The following is a 23,214-nucleotide window of genomic DNA, read 5'->3' on the forward strand; positions in this document are numbered from 1 at the left end:
GGCTGAAGACCGGTTGTTGCGGAGGACAATTCCCGGTCTGGTAAAGGTACGAAAATTTTTTTGAAATCCTGTCATCCAGCTGACTGACGTTCGCGTTAAGGGAGTACAGGTGAGCGATCACCGGATTTAACAGGAGAAGTCGATGGGCAGTTATTGCAACGAGTCCTACGCAGAGTTTCTGGATTCCCTCAAGGCCGCGGGCGTCGTGATCCGCAACGAAAACGAAGTTCGTGAGCGTCTGGCAGAGTCCCAACGCTGGCGTAGCGCCTTCATGACCTTGGCCGCCAACGGTCGCACGCTCGGTATCGAGTTTTCGGTGGATGGCAACAGCAGCGCCTCGACGGCTGTTCAGCGCATCATGGCAGCACATGCCTTCCCGGCCGAAAAGGAAGCAGCCTTCCTCGCCCAGCTCGCCGCTGACCGTTAAGCTGTAACGTACCCTCCTCACCGCCCTTGCAGGGGCGGTGCATCAACGAAGCCTCCTACCCGCGCAGAGCGGGCGGAGGCTTTTGTTTGTCTGGCTTTGTCCAGTCATAAAAAAACGGGGACGATCTTCTCGCCCCCGCTTGCGGGTTTGTAAGACCCAGTCCTGTCGTCAATGTGCCCCGGGTTCCGTCACGAAGGCGATCTTGCCGAGACCCAGGCGGCTGGCGGATGACAGCAGCTGCGCAACATGATCGTACTCGGCGCGCTTGTCCACCTGCAGATGCAGTTCTGGCTGGGGCTGGCGAGTTGCGGCACTTTCCAGACGACTTTGTAGTTCGTCCGCAGCGACACTCTCCCCATTCCACGACACGCCTCCGTCCACCTTGATGGACAGGTTGATCTTGTCCGGCTTCACTTCTTCCTGTTGGCTGCTGGCCTTGGGCAGGTCCAGCTTGACCGCATGGTTGATCACCGGCACGGTGATGATGAAGATGATCAGCAGAACCAGCATCACGTCCACCAGAGGCGTCATGTTGATCTCCGACATCACCTCGCCTTCGTCATCGAACTGGCTGGAGCTGAAGCTCATTTCGCTTCCTTCCGGGTCGGCAGGGGATGGATGTTGGCCGGGTTCTTGCGAACCTTGCCGCCGGTCACCAGGAAGGCGTGCAGGTCATGGGCGAAGTGCTTGAGGCGGGCCAGGATTTCCTTGTTGCCACGCACCAGGGCGTTGTAGCCCAGTACGGCGGGAATCGCGACTGCCAGGCCACCGGCCGTCATCACCAGGGATTCGCCTACCGGGCCGGCGACCTTGTCGAGGGTCGCCTGGCCCGCGGCGCCGATACCCATCAACGCGTGATAAATGCCCCACACGGTGCCGAACAGACCGATGAACGGGGCTGTGGCACCCACCGAGGCCAGGATGGACAGCCCGCCCTGCATTCGACCGGTGGAATCATCGATGGATTGGCGCATGGTGCTGGTCAGCCAGTCGTTCAGGTTGAGCACGCCGTGCAGTTCGTCCTGGTGGGTGACGTGGTGGGCGACGGCCTCGGTGCTGCGGCTGGCCAGGTCATGAAAGGGGTTCTCTGCGGAGTTGGGGGCCAGGGCCGCCATGCCGGCATCCATGCTGGTGGCGTGCCAGAACTGCTTGGCGGAGGCGCTCATGCGGCGCAGGCGTACCAGGCTCCAGGCCTTGACGAGGATCACTGACCATGAGGCCAGCGACATCAGTAGCAGGATGATGGCGACGCCGTGGGAGACACTGTCGCCCTGGGCCCAGATATGGCCGAAACTGAAAGTGGATTCGTTCATGGGGATTCCTTCCTAGGACGCGGGGTTGAGTGTGAAATCGATGGGCACCTTGACGGTGCCGGCAACCGTCTGGTCGCCCTGGCGGGCCGGCACGAAGCGCCAGCTGTGCAGAACGGTGTCGCGGGCGCTTTCATCCAGGCGCGTGAAGCCGCTGCTCTTGAAGACGCTGACGTCGGTCGGGCGTCCGTCGGCGCCGACCTGAACCTTCAGCAGCACACGCCCTTCCTCACCCATGCGACGGGACAGGCGCGGATATTCGGGTGCGGGATTGGACAGATAAGCCGCATCGAAGCGCGGCGGCACGATCGTGACGGGTGCCTCTTTGGCGGCTGCCTGCACGGGCGGCGCAGGAGGGGCCGGTTGGGCGGCGGGGGCCGTGGCTTCGACGGCGTTAGTGGCGGTTGCAGCGGAGATCAGCGTTGGCTTGCTTGGCGCCATGGTTGGCGGGGCAGGGCGCTGCTTGGCAACAGGCTGCGGCTTGCTGACCGCAGGCTGCGTCGGACGCGGCTGGGGCGGAGTCTGTTTCGGTGTATCGGGCGTAACGAGGCTGACCGTCATGTACGGCTGTGGCGGCGTCACCGGTGGCGCCGCGCTCTCGAACTGATAGAAGAACAGGCCCAGCAAGGCAAGATGCAGAGCGACTGCGACACCGGTGCCGACCATGCTGCGGCGTACTGGCAGGGGATTGTCCTGGCGTGACAACAACAGGACGGGAGCAGGCAGGGCTTGTGTCGGTTGTGCCGCCAGGGGCATGGCTGCGTTCATGTCGGTCTCCAGTCGGGCTTGCTTCCTGGCTGGCTTGCGACATGCCTTGGGGCACGTGGCTGGCTGGCTGAGATTTGGCGCATCGACGCATCCTCTGGCCTTGATCAAGTCGAGTGACCCGATAAGCGAAAATGCAAATGCGAACGATTTGCATTGTAAGGATGTGGATTTTCATCGTCAACGACTTACCCACACGGCTACTGATGTCTCTGTCGTGACATCGGGAATTTCTCCCATGGTGCTGACCACTGTGCTTGCGTAAGCTGCGGCCCATCATAAAAAGGAGACAGGTTTCATCATGCAGTCCGTTCGCCGTCAGCCAGCCCCCTTCACGTCAGCCGTCCGCCGTCCCCGCCTTCACCCAATAGCCCTTGCGGTCTTGGCCACATTCACTGCTGGCGCCTATGCCAACGATGATGCCGATGCCGTGACGCCGACCGTCGTTGTGGTTGGCCAGACGCCGCTGCCCGGGCTGGAGCTTCCGCTGGAAAAGATCGCGGCTCCCGTGCAAAGCGCTACCGATCAGGACATCGAACGACATCGCGCGCTCGACGTCTCGCAGTTCATGAACCGCCAACTCAATGGCGTCCACGTGAATGAAGTGCAGGGCAATCCTTTCCAGGTGGACGTCAATTACCGTGGCTACACCGCATCGCCGCTACTCGGTACGCCCCAGGGCCTGTCGGTCTACCTGGACGGAGTGCGGATCAACCAACCCTTTGGCGATGTGGTCAGCTGGGACCTGATCCCGAAGGCGGCAATTGCCTCGCTGAACATGATGCCGGGCTCCAATCCCCTGTTTGGCCTCAACACTCTCGGCGGTGCGCTGGCCATCCAGACCAAGGAGGGACGCTCCCACCCCGGCACATCCGTGCAGCTGACGGGTGGGTCCTATGGCCGTCGCTCGATCGAGTTCGAGCACGGCGGATCCAATGAAAAGGGCCTTGAATGGTTCGTCACGGCCAACCAGTTCCATGACAACGGCTGGCGCACCAACTCTCCGTCCGACGTCCGCCAGGCCTTCGGCAAGTTCGGCTGGCAGAGCGCCACCAGCGACCTTGATCTGACCGTCGCCTATGCTGACAACCGTCTCACCGGCAACGGCCTGCAGGAAACCCGTTTCCTCGAACAGGACTACAACAGCGTTTACACCCAGCCGGACATCACCAAGAACCGCTCCCTGTTCCTCAACCTGACGGGCAAGCACAGCCTGAACGACACGACCTTGCTGTCCGGCAATGTCTATTACCGCAAGATCAACACCTCCACCTACAACGGGGATATCAACGAAGGCGCGCTCGATCAGTCGGTCTATCAGCCCAGCGCCTCCGAACGCGCCGCGCTGGCGGCGGCCGGCTACTCCGGCTTTCCCTCCAGTGGCGCGAACGCAGCCAATACGCCTTTCCCTTACTGGCGCTGCATCGCCAATGCCCTGGGCAATGAAGAGCCCAACGAGAAATGCACCGGGCTGATCAACCGGACCCGCAGCGACCAGGAGAATCTGGGCTTTTCCGGTCAGGCGTCCTTTTCGTCCGATCTCCTCGGGCGCCGCAACCTGTTCATCGCAGGCGCCGGTTACGACCAGAGCAACGTGAGTTTTCAGCAAGGCGCCCAGTTCGGCTATGTGAACGCAGACCGCAGCATTACGCCGGTCAATGCCTTTGCCGATGGCACCCAGAACTCCGAGGATGCCTTTGACTCCCGCGTCAGCCTGAACGGCCACACCCGCACTTGGAGCCTGTTCGCCACCGATACCCTGTCCATCACCGACCACTGGCATGCCACGCTTTCTGGCCGCTACAACCGGACTGCGGTGAAGAACCGGGACAACCTCAACCCGGGGGGCGGCTTGGATTCCTTGGATGGCAACCATGTCTTCGACCGCTTCAACCCGGCGGTGGGGCTGAGCTTCACGCCGTCCCGTGCGTGGAACGCCTATGCCGGCTACAGCGAGGGTAGCCGCACGCCCACTGCAATCGAGCTAGGCTGTGCCAATCCGGACAACCCCTGCAAGCTGCCGAATGCGATGGCCGGCGACCCGCCGCTCAAGCAAGTCGTGACCAAGACCTGGGATGTGGGCATGCGCGGCCAGATCGGCTCTACGAGCCGCTGGAATGTGGGCCTGTTCCGCTCCGACAACCACGACGACATCCTGTTCGTCGCCGATCAGCAAGCGGGCTACGGCTACTTCAAGAACTTCGGCCAGACCCGCCGGCAGGGCGTGGAGGCCGGTGGCAGCACCCGTATCGGGCCGCTCAGCTTGGCACTCAACTACACTTATCTGGATGCCACCTATCGCACCGCCGAGACTGTGGGTGCCGCTGGCAACAGCACCAACAGCGCTGGCCCGGGCCTCGAAGGCACGGTGGACATCAAGCCGGGTGACCGCATCCCGCTGATCCCAAAGCACATGGTGAAGGCTTCGGCCGATTACCAGTTCGGCGATGCCCTGTCATTGGGCCTGGATCTGATTGGTGTTTCGGGCTCCTACGCACGGGGCAACGAAAACAATCAACACCAGCCGGATGGGACCTATTACCTGGGTAGCGGCAAGTCTGGTGGTTACACCGTGACCAACCTTACCGCCAACTACAAGCTGAGTCGCAAGGTCCAGTTGTTCGGGCAGATCAACAACCTGTTCGATCGGGAATACACGACGGCGGCGCAGCTTGGCTCCACGGCCTTCTCGAGCACCGGCGGCATTCTTGCACGCCCCTTCCCGGCGGTGGGCGGCGAGTACCCGCTGGTTAACTCCACCTTCCTGGCGCCGGGAACCCCCCGCACCCTGTGGGTTGGCATTCGCTACAGCCTGTAATCGTTCTTTCCAACTTGCGGCAGACGTGGTCGTTTGACGGCCCGTCTGCCGCTTTGCCATGGTGGGCGGTGTGGCGCAAGCCTCGGATAGCGGAGGGTGTCGCAGCCAGACTGCTCTTCCATTTTGATGCCAAAAGCTGGCAGGATTCGCCCGACTCATGCAGTTATCGGCAGCGCGGTCGGCTGCCCGTGCAAACGAGGACTGCGTCTCGAACTCGGCTGACTTCTCATCGAATGATCCAAGCTGCACTTGCCCACATTGCCCGACCCTGCGGGCAAGACACACCATGAGCGCGCGCCTGCGCGTCGTACTCGCCGACGACCATTCGGTCGTCCGCACCGGCTACCGCCGTCTGCTGGAGTTGGAGCCTGACATGGAGGTCGTGGCCGATTTCGGCGACGCGGACTCCGCGTGCCAGTGGTTCGCCGCCCATTCGGCCGATGTGCTGGTGCTCGATCTGTCGATGCCCGGCCGCGGCGGCCTTGAGGCGCTGGTGCGGGTGAAGACCCGCCAACCATCGCTCAGAGTGCTGATCTTTTCCATGCACGACAGCGCATCCATGGTCGGGCAGGCCCTGCGTGCCGGTGCTGACGGCTATCTCACCAAGAGCAGCGAGCCGGACACGCTGATCGAGGCGGTGCGGAAAGTCTCCCGTGGTGAGCAGGCCTTGTCGCCGGAGATTGCCGCGGCACTGGCAGACGACGAGAGCCAGGCCTCTCATCTGGCCTTATCGCCGCGGGAATTCGAGATTTTCAGGTTGCTGGCCGCTGGCCGCTCCGTGGACGAGATCGCGGCCAAGCTCTTCCTGAGCGTCAAGACGGTTGCCAACTACCAGACGATGATCCGCCAGAAGACTGGCCTGAGCACTGCCCTCGACATGTATCGGCACGCGGAAGCCCATCGCTTGCTCGACAAAGGCGAATAAAGGAAGTGGCGCCCCCGAAGGCGCCGCTGTTTCAGTGGTGAACGTCTTCCAAGCCAGCGACCGAGTCGAATTCGCGCTGATTGGCCTCATGGCGGAGCTTCACAAGGTACATGGTGCCCGCTACGAACAGGCCGAAGGCCACTACCACCGTATTGATCGAGAAGCCGGAGCGGATCAGGAAGGCGTAAAGCCCGGTCATCACGAGGATGGACAGGTTCTCGTTGAAGTTCTGCACCGCGATAGAGTGGCCGGCCCCCATCAGGATGTGGCCACGGTGTTGCAGCAGGGCGTTCATCGGCACTACGAAGAAGCCGGACAGGGCGCCGATCAGGACCATCAGCGCCATGGCCAGGTTCATGTCGGTGACGAAGATCATCACATTCACGATGATCCCCATCACGATGCCCAACGGAATCACCTTTACCGAGGCCTTCATTGTGATCATCTTGGCTGCCATCACGGCCCCGATTGCCACGCCGACGGCCACCACGCCCTGCAGCATCGAGGCGCGGGACAGATCGAGATGCAGGGCCTGCTCGGCCCACTTGATCACGATGAACTGCAGCGTCGCGCCAGCGCCCCAGAACAGGGTTGTCGTGGCGAGGGAGATCTGCCCCAGCTTGTCGCGCCACAGCAGCTTCAGGCAGTGGTTGAAGTCATGCAGCAGGTAGATGGGATTCTTGCGCAGCGCCTTGTGGTCCACGCCAGTGTCCGGCACCTTGAGGTTGAACAGCGCGGCGATGAGGTAGAGCAGGCCGACGATGCACAAGGCCATCTCAGGTACGGTATCGATGCCGGTATCGATGTAGGGCAGGTCGAAGCCCAGAAGCGCCTGGGAAATGGTGGGTTTGATCAGCATTCCACCGACCAGTGTTCCGAGGATGATCGCACCGACGGTGAGGCCCTCGATCCAGCCATTGGCCACGACCAGCAGCCGGTGGGGCAGGTACTCGGTGAGTATCCCATACTTGGCCGGCGAATAGGCTGCCGCGCCGAGGCCGACCAGCGCGTAGGCGGCAAGCGGGTGTATGCCGAAGAACATCGAGGCACAGCCAAGTATCTTGATGGTGTTGCTGATCAGCATCACCCTCCACTTGGGCATCGAGTCTGCGAAGGCGCCTACGAAGGCGGCCAGCAGCACGTAGGACAGCGTAAAGAACAGCTTGAGGAGCGGCTCGTATTCCTGCGGGGCACTCATTTCCCGGAGTATGTAGATCGAGGCGATCAACAAGGCATTGTCGGCCAGCGCAGAGAAGAACTGCGCCGCCATGATCATGTAGAAACCGAAAGGCATCGCTGGGATACGAAAGCGCTGTGTATTTGCTTGAGGACCGCGCTTTATACCACGAAGGCTGTGACGTCTTCTGGCGACTGAGTCAATGTTGTGATCCAATAGGGTATACATAAACCGGATTTATGAGCCATGGCTGATCGTCGACTTCAGGTTTTCCACGCGGTTGCCCGCCACGGATCCTTCACCCGCGCTGCCGAAGCGCTGTTCATGACACAACCGGCTGTCACCTTCCAGATCAAACAGCTGGAAGAGCAGTTCAACACACGCCTGTTCGACCGTGGGCATGGTCGGGTGGTCCTGACCGCAGCGGGCGAGTTGGTGATGGCCTACGCCGAGCGTATCCTCGGCCTCTCCGAAGAACTGGAATCGCGTGTCTCAGAACTGACCGACGAACTTTCTGGCGTGCTCCACCTGGGGACCAGCACCACTATTGCCGGCTATTGGTTGCCTTATCTCCTAGAAGGCTTCAAGCGGCGCTACCCACGTGTGATCCCGCGGGTGTCGGTGGGTAATTCCCAGCTCATCGAGTCCCGCGTGATGGATCGCAACCTGGATGTGGGCCTCATCGAGATCGTAACCGAGCAGCAGAGCCTCGATCGGCGTGGCGCAGGGCAGGACGAACTGCAGCTGATCGTCGCGCCCGACCACATGCTGGCGCGGGAGCTCAGTGTCCGGGCCGAGCAGATTGCGCCCCATCCGCTGATCCACCGCGAGCCGGGCAACGCCATAAGGGATCTGGTGGACCAGTTCTTCGCTTCTGCCGGGATCCCCTATGAGGATCTCAATGTCACCGCCGAACTCGGCAGTCTCTCGTCGGTCAAGCACCTGGTCGCCCAGGGTTTCGGCGTTGCCATCGCGTCGAAGGCGGCGATCCAGAGTGCGGTGAAGGCCGGGCGACTGGTCGGCATTCCGCTTGAGCCGCGCCTGCATACGCCGCTGGAAGTGATCCTGCTGAAGGACAAATTCCGTTCCCGCCTCGTCAATACTTTTGCCGATTTCGTCACCGAGGAGATCGGCCGCCTCGCAGCAGCCAGAAACTGACAGAAAATCATGCCCCGTCCCATACGCGCCTCGATCAATCTCGAGGCCTTGCGCCATAACTACCAGCTCGCAAAGATCCGCTCCGGTAACGCCAAGGCGTTCGCCGTCATCAAGGCCAACGCCTACGGGCATGGGCTGGCTAACGCGATTACTGCCTTCGGCGACATCGCGGATGGCTTCGCCTTGTTGGATATCGAAGAGGCGCGCAAGCTGAGGGAGGCGGGACTCCAGCAGCCGATCGCATTGTTGGAGGGGTTTTTCGAGCCAGCCGATCTGGCCGACGTGATGGCGCTGGGGCTGACGCCCGCGATCCACGGCGAGGCCCAGCTCAAGATGCTGGAGCGGGCCAGTCTGGATGCGCCGATCGACGTGCTGCTGAAGGTCAATTCCGGCATGAACCGCCTCGGCTTCACCGCCGACAACTTCACCGCGGCGCTGGCCCGGCTGCGGGCCTTGCCGGGCATTCGCTCCATCACGCCGATGACCCACTTTGCACGCGCCGATGACGAGATGGGCATCGCCGGCCAGCTCGGCGTGTTCCGGTCCCTCACCGCAGGCCTCGACCTGCCGGTCAGCCTGGCCAATTCGGCCGCGCTGCTGAGGTTTCCCGAGGCTATTGGGCAGATCACCCGCCCGGGCATCATCCTGTATGGCAGCTCGCCAATGCCGGACCTGCAGAGCGCCGAGGCCATCGGCCTGCGTCCGGCGATGACGCTGAGCAGCGAGATCATCGGTACGCAGAGTATCCAGTCAGGGGACAAGGTTGGCTACGGCGGCACCTTCACGGCCAATGGGCCAATGCGCATCGGCACCGTCGCCTGCGGGTACGCGGACGGTTATCCGCGCCATGCGCCGACCGGAACGCCAATCCTGGTCGGCGGGAGGCGGACCCGCGTGCTCGGCCGTGTGTCGATGGACATGCTCGCCTGTGACCTGACCCATCTTGAAGAGGCTGGCGTCGGCACGCCGGTCACCCTGTGGGGTGAAGGCCTGGCGGCTGACGAGGTGGCCACGGCCGCCGGCACCATCAGCTACGAGTTGTTCTGCGCATTGGCGCCGCGTGTGCCGGTGCAGGTAAAGGGCCTGGACCGCTGATGGCCAAGGTCAAGACGGTGCATGTGTGCACCGAGTGCGGTGGCAAGTCGCCGCGCTGGCAGGGGCAGTGCCCGCACTGCAACGCGTGGAACACGCTGGTCGAATCGGTCGTCGAGCCGGAGGCGCCGGTCGCCAAGCGCTTTGCTGCGCTGGCTGGTGATTCGGGCCGGCTGCAGACCCTGGCCGACATCCAGCCGAAAGAGTCGGCGCGCGTCCCGACTGGCATCGAGGAGTTCGACCGCGTGCTGGGCGGCGGCCTGGTGCCCGGCGGCGTGGTGCTGATCGGTGGTGACCCCGGCATCGGCAAGTCCACCTTGTTGCTGCAGGCTTTGGCCTTGTTGTCGGGCCAGCAGCGTGCCCTGTATGTGAGCGGTGAAGAGTCTGCCGAACAAGTAGCGCTGCGGGCCTCACGCTTGCAACTCGACGCCCGTAGTCTGCAGCTGCTGCCGGAAATCAATCTCGAGCGCATCCTGGGCAGCCTGCGGGACGTCAAACCTGATGTTGCGGTGATCGACTCGATCCAGACCATCTATTCGGAAACCCTGAGTTCGGCGCCAGGCTCCGTCGCCCAGGTACGCGAATGCGCCGCCCAGCTGACCCGCTTCGCGAAGCAAGGCGGCAGCACCCTGATCATGGTCGGCCACGTGACCAAGGACGGTGCGCTGGCCGGGCCGCGGGTGCTCGAGCACATCGTTGATACCGTGCTGTATTTCGAAGGCGACACCCATTCCAGCTTCCGGCTGGTGCGGGCCTTCAAGAACCGCTTTGGCGCAGTCAATGAGCTCGGCGTCTTTGCAATGACCGAGAAAGGACTCCGGGGCGTTTCCAATCCTTCCGCAATCTTCCTGTCCCAGCATGGGCAGCAGGTGCCGGGCTCTTGCGTGCTGGTCACCCAAGAAGGTACGCGCCCGCTGCTGGTGGAGATCCAGGCGCTGGTGGATAGCGCCCATAGCCCCAGCCCGCGGCGCCTGTCGGTCGGCCTGGAGCAGAATCGGTTGGCGATGCTGCTGGCCGTGCTCCATCGTCACGCCGGTGTAGTGTGCTTCGACCAGGACGTGTTCGTGAACGCGGTCGGTGGCGTCAAGATCACCGAGCCGGCGGCCGACCTCGCGGTGCTGCTGGCGATCGTCTCCTCGCTGACCAACCGGCCGCTGCCGGGGCAACTGGTGGTGTTCGGCGAGGTGGGCCTGGCCGGCGAAATCCGCCCGGCGCCCCGGGGCCAGGAGCGCCTGAAGGAGTCCGCCAAACTTGGCTTTACGATGGCCCTGGTGCCGAAGGCCAATGCGCCGAAGCAGGACATTCCGGGCATGCAGGTGATTGCCGTGGACCGCATCGATGAGGCCCTCGAACGCCTGAAGGAGCTCGCGGACGCCTGACAGGGCGGTCGCAGGACTCAAAATCTGCTGAAAAGCGCGTAAAACCTTGAGATTCGTGCCACAGGCGGAAAAGAGCAGGGTAAGCTACCGCCCGCGGGTGTGTAGAGCGCTGCAGGCGCAAAGCGTCACCTGTTGCAGCTCCTGTATCCACCCATTTCTTTCACTACAAAAGACGAGCTATGAACAAGACTGAACTGATCGATGCACTGGCTGGCAAGAGTGGTCTCACCAAGGCTGACGCTGGCCGCGCGGTGGACAGCCTCACCGAAATCATCACCGAAACCCTGGCCAAGGGTGAGAGCGTGACCCTCGTCGGTTTCGGCACCTTCGCCGTTGGCGAGCGCGCCGCCCGTGTCGGTCGCAACCCCCAGACCGGTGCCGAGATCCAGATCGCTGCTTCCAAGCAGCCGAAGTTCTCCGCCGGCTCCAAGCTGAAGGACGCGGTCAACAAGTAAGCCGTCCAGCGCGTGCCCAGGCACGCAAGGTAGTACCCAAGTGGCGACTCCGTTGGAGCCGCCACTTTGCGTTTACGACGTGCAAAAAAAGCACCACCCTGATGGGTGGTGCAGCATGATATGTATCGCTATCAGCGGGTCACGATGGGCGGGTTCCCGCTCCGATTACGCATGGCTACCTGGGCGTTACCGGAGAGCAGGTCCACCTCATCGGCGACGATGCGTGCCGCTTCGTCGAGCAGCACATCCTTCACGTCCTTTCGCGCCTTCTCTGCTGCCAGATCAGCCGCCAGGCTGCGTTCGCCGGATTGCAGGCCGTCGTCCCGTAGCGCGGCCAGCTTGCCCTTCAGATCACCTTTCTCACGCTGCTTGAGACGGTTCTCCCGGACCTCCTTTTCCTTGCGACGATCCGCCTCGTTGAGGGAGATGGACTTGCTTTCCCGCTGCCGGCGGACGTCGGCGATATCGTCCAGCAGGCTCTGGAACTCCTTGTCTGAGGCGATACGCGACTGGTAACGGTTCTGCAGGGCAGGGATGACGTCCTTCAAATTGCCGGCAGGTTTGAAGCTGGCGGCATCAATCTGCACCCACGGCAAGGCGTTGTCGTAGCTCGACTCACCATAGTTGTCTGTATCGGAAGCAGACGGGAAACGGATGTCCGGCGTCACGCCCTTGAGCTGGGTCGTTCCACCATTGACGCGGAAAAACTGGGCCACGGTCATCTTCAGTTCGCCGAATTTCGGTTTGCTGTTCTTGGCGATCTCATCGAGGTTGATCAGTGTCTGCACCGTGCCCTTGCCGAAGCTAGGCTCGCCGATAATCGGCGCACGGCCATAATCCTGCAGGGCAGCAGCGAAGATCTCGGAAGCCGATGCCGAAGAACGGTTGATCAACACGGCCATCGGGCCATCCCAGGCTGTGCCGGCATTCTCGTCGCTTTCGACGCCGATTTTGCCGTCCGTGCGGCGCTGCTGCACGACCGGACCCTTGTCGATGAACAGCCCGGTAAGCTCCACCGCCTCGCGCAGGGAGCCGCCGCCGTTGTTGCGCAGGTCGATCAACAGTCCATCCACCTTGTCCTTCTTGAGTTCGTCGATCAGGCGGGCGACATCGCGGCTGGCGCTGCGGTAGTCCTTGTCGCCCTTGCGACGGCCCTCAAAGTCTTCGTAGAAGGTGGGTAGGGTGATGACGCCGATGCGGCGTGCGCTGGCCCCATCGCCTGACTTGATCACGGATTTCTTGGCCGCCTGCTCCTCCAGCTTGATCTTGTCGCGAACCAGCGAAACCAGCTTGTGCTTGCCGTCCGGCCCCGCCTCGGCAGGCAGGATGTCCAGCGTGACCTTGGTGTCCTTTGCGCCGCGGATCAGCTTGACCACCTCATCCACCCGCGACCCGACCACGTCCGCCGTCGGCCCTTCCGCTTGTGCGACACCGACGATGCGGTCACCGACGGCGAGCTTGCCGGAGCGGGCGGCGGGACCGCCGGGAACCAGCTCGCGGATCGTGATGTAGTCATCCCGCTCCTGCAGCACTGCGCCGATGCCCACCAGCGACAGCCGCATGGAAATGTCGAAATCGTCCGAGGCGCTACGTCCCAGATAGTTGGTATGGGGCTCAATGGACATCGCGAAGGCGTTCATGAAGATCTGGAACACGTCGTCGCTCTTATTCTTGGACGCGCGGGCCAGATAGTTGTCGTAACGCTTGATGAGGGTTTCGCGGATGGACTTGTCGTCCTTGCCGGCCAGCTTGAGGCGCAGCCAGTCGTTCTTGACCCGCTTGCGCCACAGATCCTGCACTTCGGCTTCGTCCTTCGGCCACGGCGCCTTGTCGCGCATGTACAGGTAGCTTTCGCTGACACTGAAATCGAAATTCTGGTTGAGCAGTTCCCGCGCCTTCTTCAGGCGCTCGGCGGAGCGCTGCTCGTAGCGCTGAAAGATCGCGAAGGGGATGGACAGGTTGCCGCGTTGGATCGCATCGTCGAGCAAGGTCCGCGCATCAGCGAAGGAGTCGATGTCAGCCTGGGTGAAATACAGGCGTTCGGGGTCCAGCGCCTTCAAGTAGCGGTTGAAGATTTTTTCGGACAGCGCGTCATCGAGGGGTTGCGCCTTGTAGTGATAACGCCCGAGCAGCTGGGCGCTCAGGTAGGCGGTCTGCGCTTGCTCGGTGGTTGGGGCGAGACGCTGTGCAGCCGGAGCCTCCAGGGCTGTCGCCGGCGCCGAAAGCACGACTGGCGTGGCAAAGACAAGGGCCAGCAGGGACCGGATCAAGCTGTTCTTCACTGTATTACTCCAGGGATGCGGGTGTTGCGGAAGGGCACAAAGCTACATGCTTCCGGAAGCTCCGTCGACAGCAGAAATTGCGAGATGTTCGTAAAGTTAGGCCAATTTTGGCGAAAATCCATGTCGCGTGAACTTCTACGACGCCACGCAATCACTTCGGATGGGCATATCGCCGCCCGTTGAAAATGGAGCCACTCACTTCCATGGAGGACAGTCCGATGAATCAGGAAAGCATCTGGAGCAAGCGTTACCAGGACGCCGGTGACGACTATCTGTTCGGCACCGAACCCAACCGCTTTCTGGCCAAGCGGGCTGCCCGCCTGCAGGACGGCAGCCAGGCGCTGTCGGTGGCGGACGGAGAGGGTCGGAACTCGGTGTGGCTAGCGGAGCAGGGGCTGGACGTTACGGCCATCGAGATCTCCGCGGTGGCGGTAGAAAAAGCCCGCCGCCTGGCCGCAGGCAAGAAGGTGGATGTGCGCTTCCTGCAGGCCGATATGCTGGCGCCGGGCTGGCCGCCAACCGAGCTTCAGGCGCACTTCGACTGGGTGGTCGGCATCTTCATCCAGTTCGTCGGGCCGGAATGGCGCGAGCGGCAATTCGATGTGATGAAGCAGATGACCCGGCCGGGAGGGCGGATCCTGCTCCAGGGCTACACACCGAAACAACTCGAATACGGTACGGGCGGCCCCTCCGCAGTCGAAAACCTCTACACCGGGGACGTCTTGCGGGAAGCCTTCAGCGGCTGGGAAATCGAAGAACTCGTGGAATACGAGGAGGACATCAGCGAGGGCAGTGGGCATCGTGGACGTTCAGCCTTGATAGGCCTGATTGCCCGCAAGCCGTCCGAAAAAGCCTAATAACAACCCGGAACGGGTATTTCACGCCGCAAGTGTGAAATACCCCAAGCAAAACGCGCTCAGTATTTCACTCGGTTCAAGGACGACCGACGTGTAGCCTGCTCGGGTCTTGCTGGCCGCTGACTGTTCCCAGGGCAGCCTGGCTGGATGCGACGCTAGCAGGGGTATGCCATGGATGCGAGCGAACACGGCGCGAAGAACGAGCCAGATTTCCGGCGCCTTTTCAATGCTGCGCCGGGCCTCTATCTGGTTCTCGACCAGGACTTGAGGATAGTCGCAGTCAACGAAGCCTATGCCCGGGCGACGAAGACACACAGGGACGACATCCTCGGCCGGCATATCTTCGATGTCTTTCCTGACAATCCCGACGACCCGGGTGCCGAAGGTGTGCGCAATCTCCGGGCATCCCTTCAGCGGGTATTGCAGACCGGCCAGCCAGATCCCATGCCGGTGCAGAAATACGACATCCGCCGTCCAGCCGAGGAGGGAGGGGGGTTTGAGTCCCGGTATTGGAGCCCGCTCAATACGCCGGTCATGGACGAGGCGGGAGCGCTCGCCTACATCATTCACCGGGTCGAGGACGTCACCGAGTTCGTCCGTCTCAAGCAGCAGGGCATCGAGGAGAGCCGCCTCAACGACAGCCTGCGGCAGCAGGCCTTGCGCATGGAGACGGAGGTCTTCGCCCGATCCCGTGAGGTGGCCGAGTCCAGCGCGAAGCTCAAGACGGCCAATGAGGAACTCGACCGCCTGTACCAAAGGACGCTGGAACTCGACGAACTGAAGACACAGTTCTTCTCCAACGTCAGTCACGAACTGCGCACGCCGCTGACACTCATCCTCGGTCCCTTGGAGGCCCTGCTTGGCGCCTCCAGTCTGGATGCCGATGCTCGGCACCGGATCAACGTGGTCCTGCGCAACGCCCGTTTGTTGCATCGGCAGGTGGACAACCTGCTCGACATTGCCCGGCTCGACGCTGGGCGGATGGTGCTTCGCTATGCACGACTCGACCTGGCACGCCTGCTTCGCGTGGCTGCTTCCAATTTCGATACGGTGGCCGCCGACCGCCACATCGAGTATCGAGTCGAGGCGCCCCCAGCACTCCAGGTCGAGGCCGATGTAGAAAAGTGCGAGCGGGTGGTGTTGAACCTGTTGTCCAACGCATTCAAATTCACCCCTGACAGGGGAATCATCCGGGTCAGCCTGGTCCTACACGAGGATCATGCCCTGGTTCAGGTTGCCGACAGCGGCCCGGGCGTGCCCGAGTCCATGCGTTCAAACGTTTTCGAGCGTTTCCGCCAGGTCGAGGGCAGGGAGGGAAGGCCCCATGGAGGCTCCGGCCTCGGTCTGGCGATCTCGAAGGAGTTTGTGCTGCTGCACCAGGGGAGCATCGAGCTCGCTTCGGCCCCCCAAGGGGGCGCCCTGTTTTCCGTCCGGCTTCCCGTGCAAGCGCCGTCCGGGGTGGTCGTGACGCCACAAGTGCCCGATCATCCATCAGGCTTGGCAAGCGCCTACGTGGAGGGCGCCACTCAGGCGTCGCCATTCCCGGGTTCGAGCGATGTTGCCGCCGGCACACCGCTGATCCTCGTCGTCGAAGACAATCCGGACATGCAGGACTTCATCGCTGGTGCACTCAAGGCCCGCTATCGCGTCGCCAGCGCGTTCGACGGCCAGGCCGGCCTGGAGATGGCCCTGGACCTGCTCCCGACGCTGATCCTGTCCGACGTGATGATGCCCCGCATGGACGGCGATCAGTTGGTGGAGGCCCTGCGGCGTTATCCGCAACTCGACGACACGCCGATCGTCATGTTGACCGCGAAGGCCGACGACGCGTTGCGCAGCAAGCTGCTGCAGCACGGGGTGCAGGACTACATTCACAAGCCCTTTTCAACCAGCGATTTGCAGGCTCGCGTGTCCGGATTGCTGCGGGAGCGGCAGCGTGTTGGTTTGCGACTTCAAATTCTTGAAGAGCGATTCCGTGCGACCTTCGAGCAGGCAGCGGTCGGTATCGCTCATGTGGCGCCCGACGGCCAGTGGTTGCGGGTCAACCAGAAGCTCTGCGACATCGTTGCCTACCCGCGGGACGAACTGTTGCAGTTGAACTTTCAACGCATAACCCACCCCGACGACCTGGCCGAGGACGAAGCCCTGGTACGGCGCGTGCTGGCCGGAGAGATCGACAGCTATGGCCTGGACAAGCGCTATATCCGCAGGGATGGCCGTGAAGTCTGGGTCCATCTGACGGTCGCGCTCGTGCGGGATGCCGCGCATGTGCCCGACTACTTCATTTCGGTCGTGGAAGACATTGCCGCCCGCAAGGCTGCCGAAGCGGCCCTGGTCGAACGGGAAGCCCGGCTGCGCCAGGCGGCAAGCGTATTTGAATGCGCCCGGGAAGGCGTGATGATCACCGACACTGACGGCATGCTGCTCGCGGTGAATCACGCCTTCGTGGACATCACCGGCTACGGCGAGGCGGAAGTGCTTGGCCGCAATCCCAGCCTGCTCCGTTCCGGTCGCCACGGTCCGGAGTTCTTTCAGTCAATGTGGACCAGTCTCGACCAAACGGGGCAGTGGCAGGGCGAACTCTGGAACCGGCGCAAGAACGGCGAGCTTTACCCCTGCTGGATGACCATGTCGCGGGTTACCGACGAGCACCTGCGCACCATCAACTACGTGGCCCTGCTGACCGACATCAGCCAGGTCCGCCGCAGCGAGGAGCAGCTTGCACACCTCGCCCATTACGATCCGCTGACCGAGCTGCCCAATCGCTTGCTGCTGCAATCCCGCCTGGAACATGCCCTGGACCACGCCCGACGCGGCAGCAAGCAGGTCGCGCTGCTGTCTATCAATCTCGACCATTTTCAGACCATCAATGACAGCCTCGGCCACGGAATGGGCGATCTGTTGCTGCTGGAAACATCGCGGCGCCTGCAGTCGCGGGTGCGCAGCGAGGACACTCTCGGTCGCCTCGGTGGTGACGAGTTTCTGCTGATCCTCGAATCGGTAACCAGCCCCGACACTGCCGCGGAAGCGGCTCAGTTCATCCTTTCTGCGCTTGAATCCCCCTTCCGCTTCGGGGAGGAGACGGAGCTGTACATTGCGGCCAGCATCGGGATCAGCCTGTTCCCGGATAACGGTCAGACGGCCAACGAGCTGCTCAAAAACGCCGATGTCGCCTTGCATCAAGCGAAGGCGCAGGGCAGAAACCGCTTTTGCTTCTACACCACCTCGATGAACGCCGATGCAATTGCCAGGCTGGAGTTGAACGCCGCCTTGCGCCGGGCGATAGGACGCAGGGAGTTCGCACTCTACTACCAACCCAAGGTGAACCTGCTGAGCGGCCAAATCACCGGTGCCGAGGCATTGATTCGCTGGCCCCGGGGCGACCGGGTGGACACGCCGGGCAGCTTCATCCCGCTGGCTGAAGCAAATGGCCTCATCGTCCCCATCGGAACCTGGGTGATCGATGAGGCCTGCCGCCAGTTGCACATCTGGCAAACACGCTTTGGCGCGTGGGGACGGGTGGCCATCAATGTCTCGGCACTGCAGTTCCGCTCAGGAAAACTGCTGGAGATCGTTGGCGCTGCGCTGACTCGCCATGCCCTTCCTGCCGGCAGTATCGAACTCGAGCTGACGGAAAGCATGCTGATGGACGATCCGCTGCAGACCATCGAGGTCCTGCATGCCCTCAAGAGGCTGGGCGTCGATCTGTCGCTGGACGATTTCGGCACTGGCTACTCGAGTTTTGGCTACCTGAGCCGTTTCCCCATCGATGCCTTGAAGATCGACCGGTCATTCGTCCAGGGCATCAATGGAGACCCTGAATCGGGACTGATCGCCGTCTCCATCGTGGAGTTGGCCCACCGCATGAAACTGAAGGTCGTGGCCGAAGGAATAGAAACCGTCGCGCAGCGGGACTATCTGAAGACCTGCGACTGCGACGAAATGCAGGGCTACCTGTTCTCCAGGCCCTTGCCCGCGGCGGATTTCGAAGAACTCTTGCAGAGCCAGCCCCCGGCTGCAACGCGTACGCGTCTCCAGTGAGGCCGTCTATTGCGCGTCAGCTCGCGCAATAATGTTGCCCCCAACTCCATCGCAGCAGGGATACCGACCACCATGAGCACGAACCTCACGCGCCGCCGCTTTCTCCAGCTGAGCGCCGCCGGCGCAACCTGCATTCCACTGGTCAGCCTGACTGGTGAAGCCAGGGCGGCCACCAATCAGGCCCTCAGGGCTCAGTACAAATATCAGGACAGTCCCGTTGATGGTAAGAGCTGTACCTCGTGTTTGGAATTCATCGAAGGTAGCTCGGCCACCGCGCCAGGGCGCTGCAAGCTTATCCCTGGCGATGACGAGATCTCGCCGAATGGCTACTGCACCCTGTGGAACACGATGTAGGCGCTGCCGATGGCGGGTAGGAGAGTTGGTAGGACAGTCCTCCGCTGGGGGGCGGCGGTTGGTCGTTCGATGAGCAACATTCCGAACATGGTGTGGTCCCCGCGTCAGCGGCAGAGCGCGGCAATGAAGTCATCCGCCTGCGGCCAATCGCCGAAGCCGGACGCGGGATTCAGGTGCCCGACGGCGCCGATATTGACGAAGCGGCTGCCCCAGTCTCTGGCGAGGGCTTCGACCCGGTCGATGCTGCCGAGCGGATCGTTGGTGCTCGCGGCAACGATGCTGGGGAAGGGGAGCGGCACACGCGGGACCGGGAACCAGCCGTTGTCGCGTAGTGCTTCCTGGCTCGGATAGCCGTCAGGCAACGGCGTATCGAAATCCGGTGGCGTGGCCAGCAGCGCGCCCTGGATGGGGCGGCGAGGGGATTTCGCCCAGTGGGCGACGATCAGCACGCCGCCGCTGTGGGCCACCAGGATCACCGGGCCGTCGACACCGGCCAGGGTTTCTTCCAGGGCTTCCACCCGGGCCGCGAGGCTCAGCTTATCTTTTTCCAGTGGCGGCACCGTGCGGACCTTGGGCAGGCGGGCGGCCAGCAGGGTCTGCCAGTGTTCGGCCACGTGGTCGCGAAGGCCGGGGACGATGACAACAGTGGGGTTTTGGTCGTTCATGACTGCGTGAGGGGCTGTTTTAATCGGTCAAAAGGTTCGGGGCTCAGGCAGCGCCGTTAGGGCGTTTGCCGAGGCGGCCGAGGTCGGCTGTGTAATTGCGTCGTCCAACGATGAAGGCAAGGGCGGCGAGCAGCGGGACGAAAGGGATTACCTGCAGCGCGAACTGCAGGCTGACGCGGTCGGCGAGAAAACCGGTGACGAAGGGGCCGGGCGCCAGGCCGAGCAGGTTGTTGGCTAACGTCAGCGTCGCGAAGGCAGTGGCGTGAATGGCGGTTGGCGTCAGGTTGGCCACCATCGCACCGGCGGGACCGGACGTGCCGGCAGCGACGAACATGCCCAGGCCGATGGCGATCAGTTGGGCGTTACCCGTCGGCAACTGAAAGGCCGTACCCAATAGCACGCAGGTGCCCATGCTGTAGATGATCGCCATCCACCACTTGCGGGGGGCAATCCGGCGGCTGACGGCGTCCGTCATCATCCCGCAGGCCACCATGCCGACGGCGCCGATCAGCACGAAGAGCGCGGAGGTAAGGCCGGCCCGGTCGGGCGCCATGCCGTAATAACGGTTGAGGTAACTCGGCATCCACGCCATGACCGACGACATGACGATCAGCTGCAGCCCGCTGCCCACGTAGGCGCAGATCACCGAGCGGGACGAGAACAGGCCGGCCAGCAGCGGCCGCAGGCCCCGGGGCGCGCCACCCGCTTCGCCGCTGGTGGGACGGACACTGCCGACCCGCTTGTCGGTGACGCTCAGGAAGTACAGCACCACCAGCGCCGCGCCGAACAGGGCCATCGCGCCGAAGGCCCAGCGCCAGCCAAGACGCGAAGCGATGAAGCCGCCGGTGGCCATGCCGAGTACTGACCCGAAGGCCCCGCCGGCCATGAAGGCGCCGGTCAGCGTGGAGCGCAGATGCGGCGGGAAGATGCTCAGGATCAGCGCGATGCCCACGCTGCCATATGCTGCTTCTCCGACGCCGACGCAGAAGCGGGCGATGAACATCTCGCCATAGTTCTCGGCGAGGGCGCAGGCCAGCGTGGCGACGCTCCACAGCGCGGCCATCAAGGTCACGCTGCGCACGCGACCCCAGCGGTCGGCAACCACTGAGAGGGGAAAGGTGAGCAGGCCGACCAGCAGCGCGACGATGCTGCTGAGGGAGCCCAGCTGGGTGTCGGACAGGCCCCATTCCGCCTTGAGGAGGGGGAAGACGGCATTGAGGACCTGCCGCGACATGTAATCGGAAAGCAGGAGGCCAAAGGTCAGCGCGAACACGACCCAGGCGTATCGCCGCGAGACGCCCGGTTCGACGGCATCGTCGAAGCTGGCGCTGTCGATGGTATGGATGGCCAAGATTGTCTCCTCTCGCAATCGTCGCCACTACGCCGGGCGTGTGGCGATCGTTCTGGTATTGGCTTGCCGGCGGGGACGCTGGAGCGCCCCCGCGACGGTCGTACGCGCTGGTCAGGCGTGCTGGGTGAAGCCGACCTGGCCGGGCTTGCGGTTCGGCGCGAAGCCATTGGCGGCAAGGGTCGCGTCCGCGCCTTCGTAGAAGGTACCGATGCGGTAGATCTCGCGGGCCTCCTTCGCGTTGGCCACGTCGCGCCCAAACTCGTTGGAGAGGCGGACCAGTTGCTCGATCTGCTCGACGGTCCCCATCTTGCGGTCGCGGCGCTGGGTCCAGATGTTGTCCTCGATGCCGCAGCGCACGTGCAGGCCCATGGCGATGGCCATCATGTTGAGCGGCAGCACGTTGAGCATGGAGCTCTCGAGGGTCAGCACCGAGCCGTCCGGGCAGGCGCGAACGAAGTTGGCCAGGTTGTAGATGTTCGGTTGGTCGAAGCCGCCACCGATGGCCACCCAGGTCAGGATCAGCGGTACGTTGCAGACGCCACGCCGCATCATGCGCTCGACGGTCTCCAACTGGGAGATGTTGGCCAACTGGAAGTGGGTCTGGATGCCCTTGGAGGACAGGCGGCGGATGTGCTCCTCGACCCACTGGGGGCCGGCGGGAATCGTCATCTCGCGGTACGCGTGGTACATCGCCGGATCCGCCAGCGTGGTTCCGCGGATATCGGCCTCGCACATCTGCTCGACCACGTTCATCTGGTTGGTGTTGATTGCGATGGTCACCTGGTCCGGCGTTGGAGTCAGCTCGGCGAGCATGTGGCGGGTGTCGTCGGACAGCCACTTGGCGGCTTCGCCTTCGCCTTCCGGCGCGAAGGAGATGGAGCCGCCGACCTGGATGATCATGTCAGGCACGCGGGCGCGGATGCCGGCGATCAGCTCGTTGAACTTGGACAGGCGCTTGGAGCCCTTGCCGTCCAGTTCGCGCACGTGCAGGTGCAGCACGGTGGCGCCGGCGTTATAGCAGTCCACGGCTTTCTGGATCTGCTGGTCCATCGTCACCGGGATGTCTTCCGGGAAGTCTTGGGGCATCCACTCGGGCCCGTAGGGGGCGCAGGTGATGACGAGTTTCTGCATGTTCTCGGGGAACAGGGCGCCGTCGAGGAAGTTCATTTGATGTCTCCAGTAAGCGTTATTGGATGAAGGTCGGGGAGGGAGGGAGAGCGGGGCGCCAGCCTTCAGAAGGGCCGGTCGCCGATGATGGCGGCGCGTTCCATCTTGCGATGGCAGGGCGCGTAATCCATGACCGCGTAGTGCTGGGTCGAACGGTTGTCCCAGATCGCCACGCTGTTGGGCTTCCAGCGCCAGCGCACCTGGTATTCCGGGATGTAGGCCTGGCTGATCAGGTACTGCAGCAGGTCGCCGCCGGCCTGGTTGTAGTCCTGACCGTAGCGCACGCGGCTCTTGTTGTGGAAATTGACGAAGTGGGTGGTGAAGGCATTGACGAACAACACCTTCTCGCCGGTTTCCGGGTGCGTGCGCACCACCGGGTGCTCGGCATCGGGGTAGGCAGCTTTCATGGCCAGGCGCTTTTCCAGCGGCATCGCCGCCGCGAAGGACGCGTTGAAGCTGTGGCTGGCGCGCAGCTCGGCGATCTGCGCCTTGATGTCGTCCGGCAGCTTCTCGTAGGCGAGGACCATGTTGGCCCACATGGTGTCGCCACCGAAGGGCGGGCACTCGACGCAGCGCAGCACGCAGCCCATGGCCGGTGTCTCGCGCCAGGTGCCGTCGCAGTGCCAGGCGTTTTCGTAGCGGTCCATCGGGTGATCCGGGGTCTTGTAGATCTGCACCAGGCCCGGCGCGTCCGGATGGCTCGGCGCCATCGGATGATCCTCCAGCTGGCCGAAGCGCGACGCGAAGGCGACGTGCTCCTGGCGCGTGATGTCCTGGTCGCGCAGGAACAGGACCTTGTACTCGAGCAGCAGGGCGTGGATTTCGTCCGCCAGCGCCTTGTCCCGCGCGGCGTCGCCCAGGTTCACGTTGAGCAGTTCGGCGCCGATGCTGGCGGTGAGCGGTTCGAACTTCACCGAGGTATTCAGGACACCGGCCCGCACGATGGCGGGGGCGCCGGTGTTGTCCTGTACGGCCTGGTTCATGGTGCTGT

Annotated in this window: 19 protein-coding genes; 10 read left to right on the forward strand and 9 right to left on the reverse strand. The window is 63.0% G+C overall.

What is annotated here, in order from left to right:
• Nucleotides 1-142 precede the first annotated feature (142 nt).
• On the forward strand, nt 143-427 hold the full coding sequence (locus ACE3RX_RS05540; protein ID WP_374481155.1) for a hypothetical protein: 285 nt from the start codon (nt 143-145) through the stop codon (nt 425-427).
• Between the two features lie 168 nt (nt 428-595).
• Here the strand turns inward: ACE3RX_RS05540 and ACE3RX_RS05545 are convergent, their stop codons facing one another.
• Genes ACE3RX_RS05545 through ACE3RX_RS05555 form a run of 3 tightly spaced genes read right to left on the reverse strand, consistent with a single transcriptional unit; the run spans nt 596 to nt 2,505 of the window.
• Nucleotides 596-1,015 (reverse strand): ExbD/TolR family protein, encoded by a 420-nt coding sequence (locus ACE3RX_RS05545; protein ID WP_374481157.1) that lies wholly within the window; start codon nt 1,013-1,015, stop codon nt 596-598.
• Nucleotides 1,012-1,740 carry a MotA/TolQ/ExbB proton channel family protein gene (locus ACE3RX_RS05550; protein WP_374481159.1) on the reverse strand — a complete coding sequence of 243 codons (729 nt, stop codon included), beginning with the start codon at nt 1,738-1,740 and terminating at the stop codon, nt 1,012-1,014. Before ACE3RX_RS05550 ends, ACE3RX_RS05545 begins: the two co-directional genes overlap by 4 nt.
• A gap of 12 nt (nt 1,741-1,752) precedes the next feature.
• Nucleotides 1,753-2,505 carry an energy transducer TonB gene (locus tag ACE3RX_RS05555; RefSeq protein WP_374481161.1) on the reverse strand — a complete coding sequence of 251 codons (753 nt, stop codon included), beginning with the start codon at nt 2,503-2,505 and terminating at the stop codon, nt 1,753-1,755.
• 379 nt (nt 2,506-2,884) lie between these two features.
• Between ACE3RX_RS05555 and ACE3RX_RS05560 the strand changes: the two genes are divergently transcribed.
• Together ACE3RX_RS05560 and ACE3RX_RS05565 are read left to right on the forward strand one after the other, a co-directional pair.
• Nucleotides 2,885-5,320, forward strand: coding sequence for a TonB-dependent receptor (locus ACE3RX_RS05560; protein ID WP_374481163.1), 2,436 nt, complete (start codon nt 2,885-2,887; stop codon nt 5,318-5,320).
• Nucleotides 5,321-5,606: 286 nt separating this feature from the next.
• Nucleotides 5,607-6,245: a response regulator gene (locus tag ACE3RX_RS05565; RefSeq protein WP_374481165.1), complete on the forward strand. Its 639-nt coding sequence runs from the start codon at nt 5,607-5,609 to the stop codon at nt 6,243-6,245.
• Nucleotides 6,246-6,276: 31 nt separating this feature from the next.
• Here the strand turns inward: ACE3RX_RS05565 and lplT are convergent, their stop codons facing one another.
• On the reverse strand, nt 6,277-7,539 hold the full coding sequence (lplT, locus tag ACE3RX_RS05570) for a lysophospholipid transporter LplT (protein WP_374481167.1): 1,263 nt from the start codon (nt 7,537-7,539) through the stop codon (nt 6,277-6,279).
• A 129-nt stretch (nt 7,540-7,668) separates the two neighbouring features.
• On the opposite strand from lplT, the gene ACE3RX_RS05575 reads away from it, so the two are divergent.
• The 4 genes from ACE3RX_RS05575 to ACE3RX_RS05590 all read left to right on the forward strand — a co-directional run bounded on the left by ACE3RX_RS05575 (nt 7,669) and on the right by ACE3RX_RS05590 (nt 11,506).
• Nucleotides 7,669-8,580 (forward strand): LysR family transcriptional regulator, encoded by a 912-nt coding sequence (locus tag ACE3RX_RS05575; RefSeq protein WP_374481169.1) that lies wholly within the window; start codon nt 7,669-7,671, stop codon nt 8,578-8,580.
• 9 nt (nt 8,581-8,589) lie between these two features.
• The gene (gene alr, locus ACE3RX_RS05580) at nt 8,590-9,675 is read left to right on the forward strand and encodes an alanine racemase (RefSeq protein ID WP_374481171.1); all 1,086 of its coding nucleotides are present in this window, start codon (nt 8,590-8,592) and stop codon (nt 9,673-9,675) included.
• Nucleotides 9,675-11,051: a DNA repair protein RadA gene (gene radA, locus ACE3RX_RS05585; protein ID WP_374481173.1), complete on the forward strand. Its 1,377-nt coding sequence runs from the start codon at nt 9,675-9,677 to the stop codon at nt 11,049-11,051. The genes alr and radA overlap by 1 nt, the downstream gene beginning before the upstream one ends.
• Nucleotides 11,052-11,230: 179 nt before the next feature.
• Nucleotides 11,231-11,506: an HU family DNA-binding protein gene (locus ACE3RX_RS05590; RefSeq protein ID WP_079433745.1), complete on the forward strand. Its 276-nt coding sequence runs from the start codon at nt 11,231-11,233 to the stop codon at nt 11,504-11,506.
• 131 nt (nt 11,507-11,637) lie between these two features.
• Here ACE3RX_RS05590 and ACE3RX_RS05595 read toward each other — a convergent pair whose 3' ends face one another.
• Nucleotides 11,638-13,788, reverse strand: coding sequence for a carboxy terminal-processing peptidase (locus ACE3RX_RS05595; protein WP_374481175.1), 2,151 nt, complete (start codon nt 13,786-13,788; stop codon nt 11,638-11,640).
• 218 nt (nt 13,789-14,006) lie between these two features.
• Here ACE3RX_RS05595 and ACE3RX_RS05600 point away from each other — a divergent pair, with 218 nt between their 5' ends.
• The 3 genes from ACE3RX_RS05600 (at nt 14,007) to ACE3RX_RS05610 (ending at nt 19,040) form a co-directional block, all read left to right on the forward strand.
• Complete coding sequence (locus tag ACE3RX_RS05600; protein ID WP_374481177.1) at nt 14,007-14,645, forward strand: cyclopropane-fatty-acyl-phospholipid synthase family protein; 639 nt, start codon at nt 14,007-14,009, stop codon at nt 14,643-14,645.
• Between the two features lie 171 nt (nt 14,646-14,816).
• Complete coding sequence (locus ACE3RX_RS05605) at nt 14,817-18,686, forward strand: EAL domain-containing protein (protein ID WP_374481179.1); 3,870 nt, start codon at nt 14,817-14,819, stop codon at nt 18,684-18,686.
• A gap of 72 nt (nt 18,687-18,758) precedes the next feature.
• Nucleotides 18,759-19,040 (forward strand): high-potential iron-sulfur protein, encoded by a 282-nt coding sequence (locus ACE3RX_RS05610; protein ID WP_374481181.1) that lies wholly within the window; start codon nt 18,759-18,761, stop codon nt 19,038-19,040.
• Between the two features lie 104 nt (nt 19,041-19,144).
• Here the strand turns inward: ACE3RX_RS05610 and ACE3RX_RS05615 are convergent, their stop codons facing one another.
• The 4 genes from ACE3RX_RS05615 to ACE3RX_RS05630 all read right to left on the reverse strand — a co-directional run bounded on the left by ACE3RX_RS05615 (nt 19,145) and on the right by ACE3RX_RS05630 (nt 23,206).
• Nucleotides 19,145-19,705 (reverse strand): RBBP9/YdeN family alpha/beta hydrolase, encoded by a 561-nt coding sequence (locus ACE3RX_RS05615; protein WP_374481183.1) that lies wholly within the window; start codon nt 19,703-19,705, stop codon nt 19,145-19,147.
• 43 nt (nt 19,706-19,748) lie between these two features.
• The gene (locus ACE3RX_RS05620; protein WP_374481185.1) at nt 19,749-21,056 is read right to left on the reverse strand and encodes an MFS transporter; all 1,308 of its coding nucleotides are present in this window, start codon (nt 21,054-21,056) and stop codon (nt 19,749-19,751) included.
• A gap of 111 nt (nt 21,057-21,167) precedes the next feature.
• Complete coding sequence (locus ACE3RX_RS05625; RefSeq protein ID WP_374481187.1) at nt 21,168-22,223, reverse strand: 3-keto-5-aminohexanoate cleavage protein; 1,056 nt, start codon at nt 22,221-22,223, stop codon at nt 21,168-21,170.
• A gap of 65 nt (nt 22,224-22,288) precedes the next feature.
• The gene (locus ACE3RX_RS05630) at nt 22,289-23,206 is read right to left on the reverse strand and encodes a TauD/TfdA dioxygenase family protein (RefSeq protein ID WP_374481189.1); all 918 of its coding nucleotides are present in this window, start codon (nt 23,204-23,206) and stop codon (nt 22,289-22,291) included.
• Nucleotides 23,207-23,214: the final 8 nt, after the last annotated feature.

It is taken from the genome of Zoogloea sp. (genome assembly GCF_041914405.1).
Classification (GTDB): domain Bacteria; phylum Pseudomonadota; class Gammaproteobacteria; order Burkholderiales; family Rhodocyclaceae; genus Zoogloea.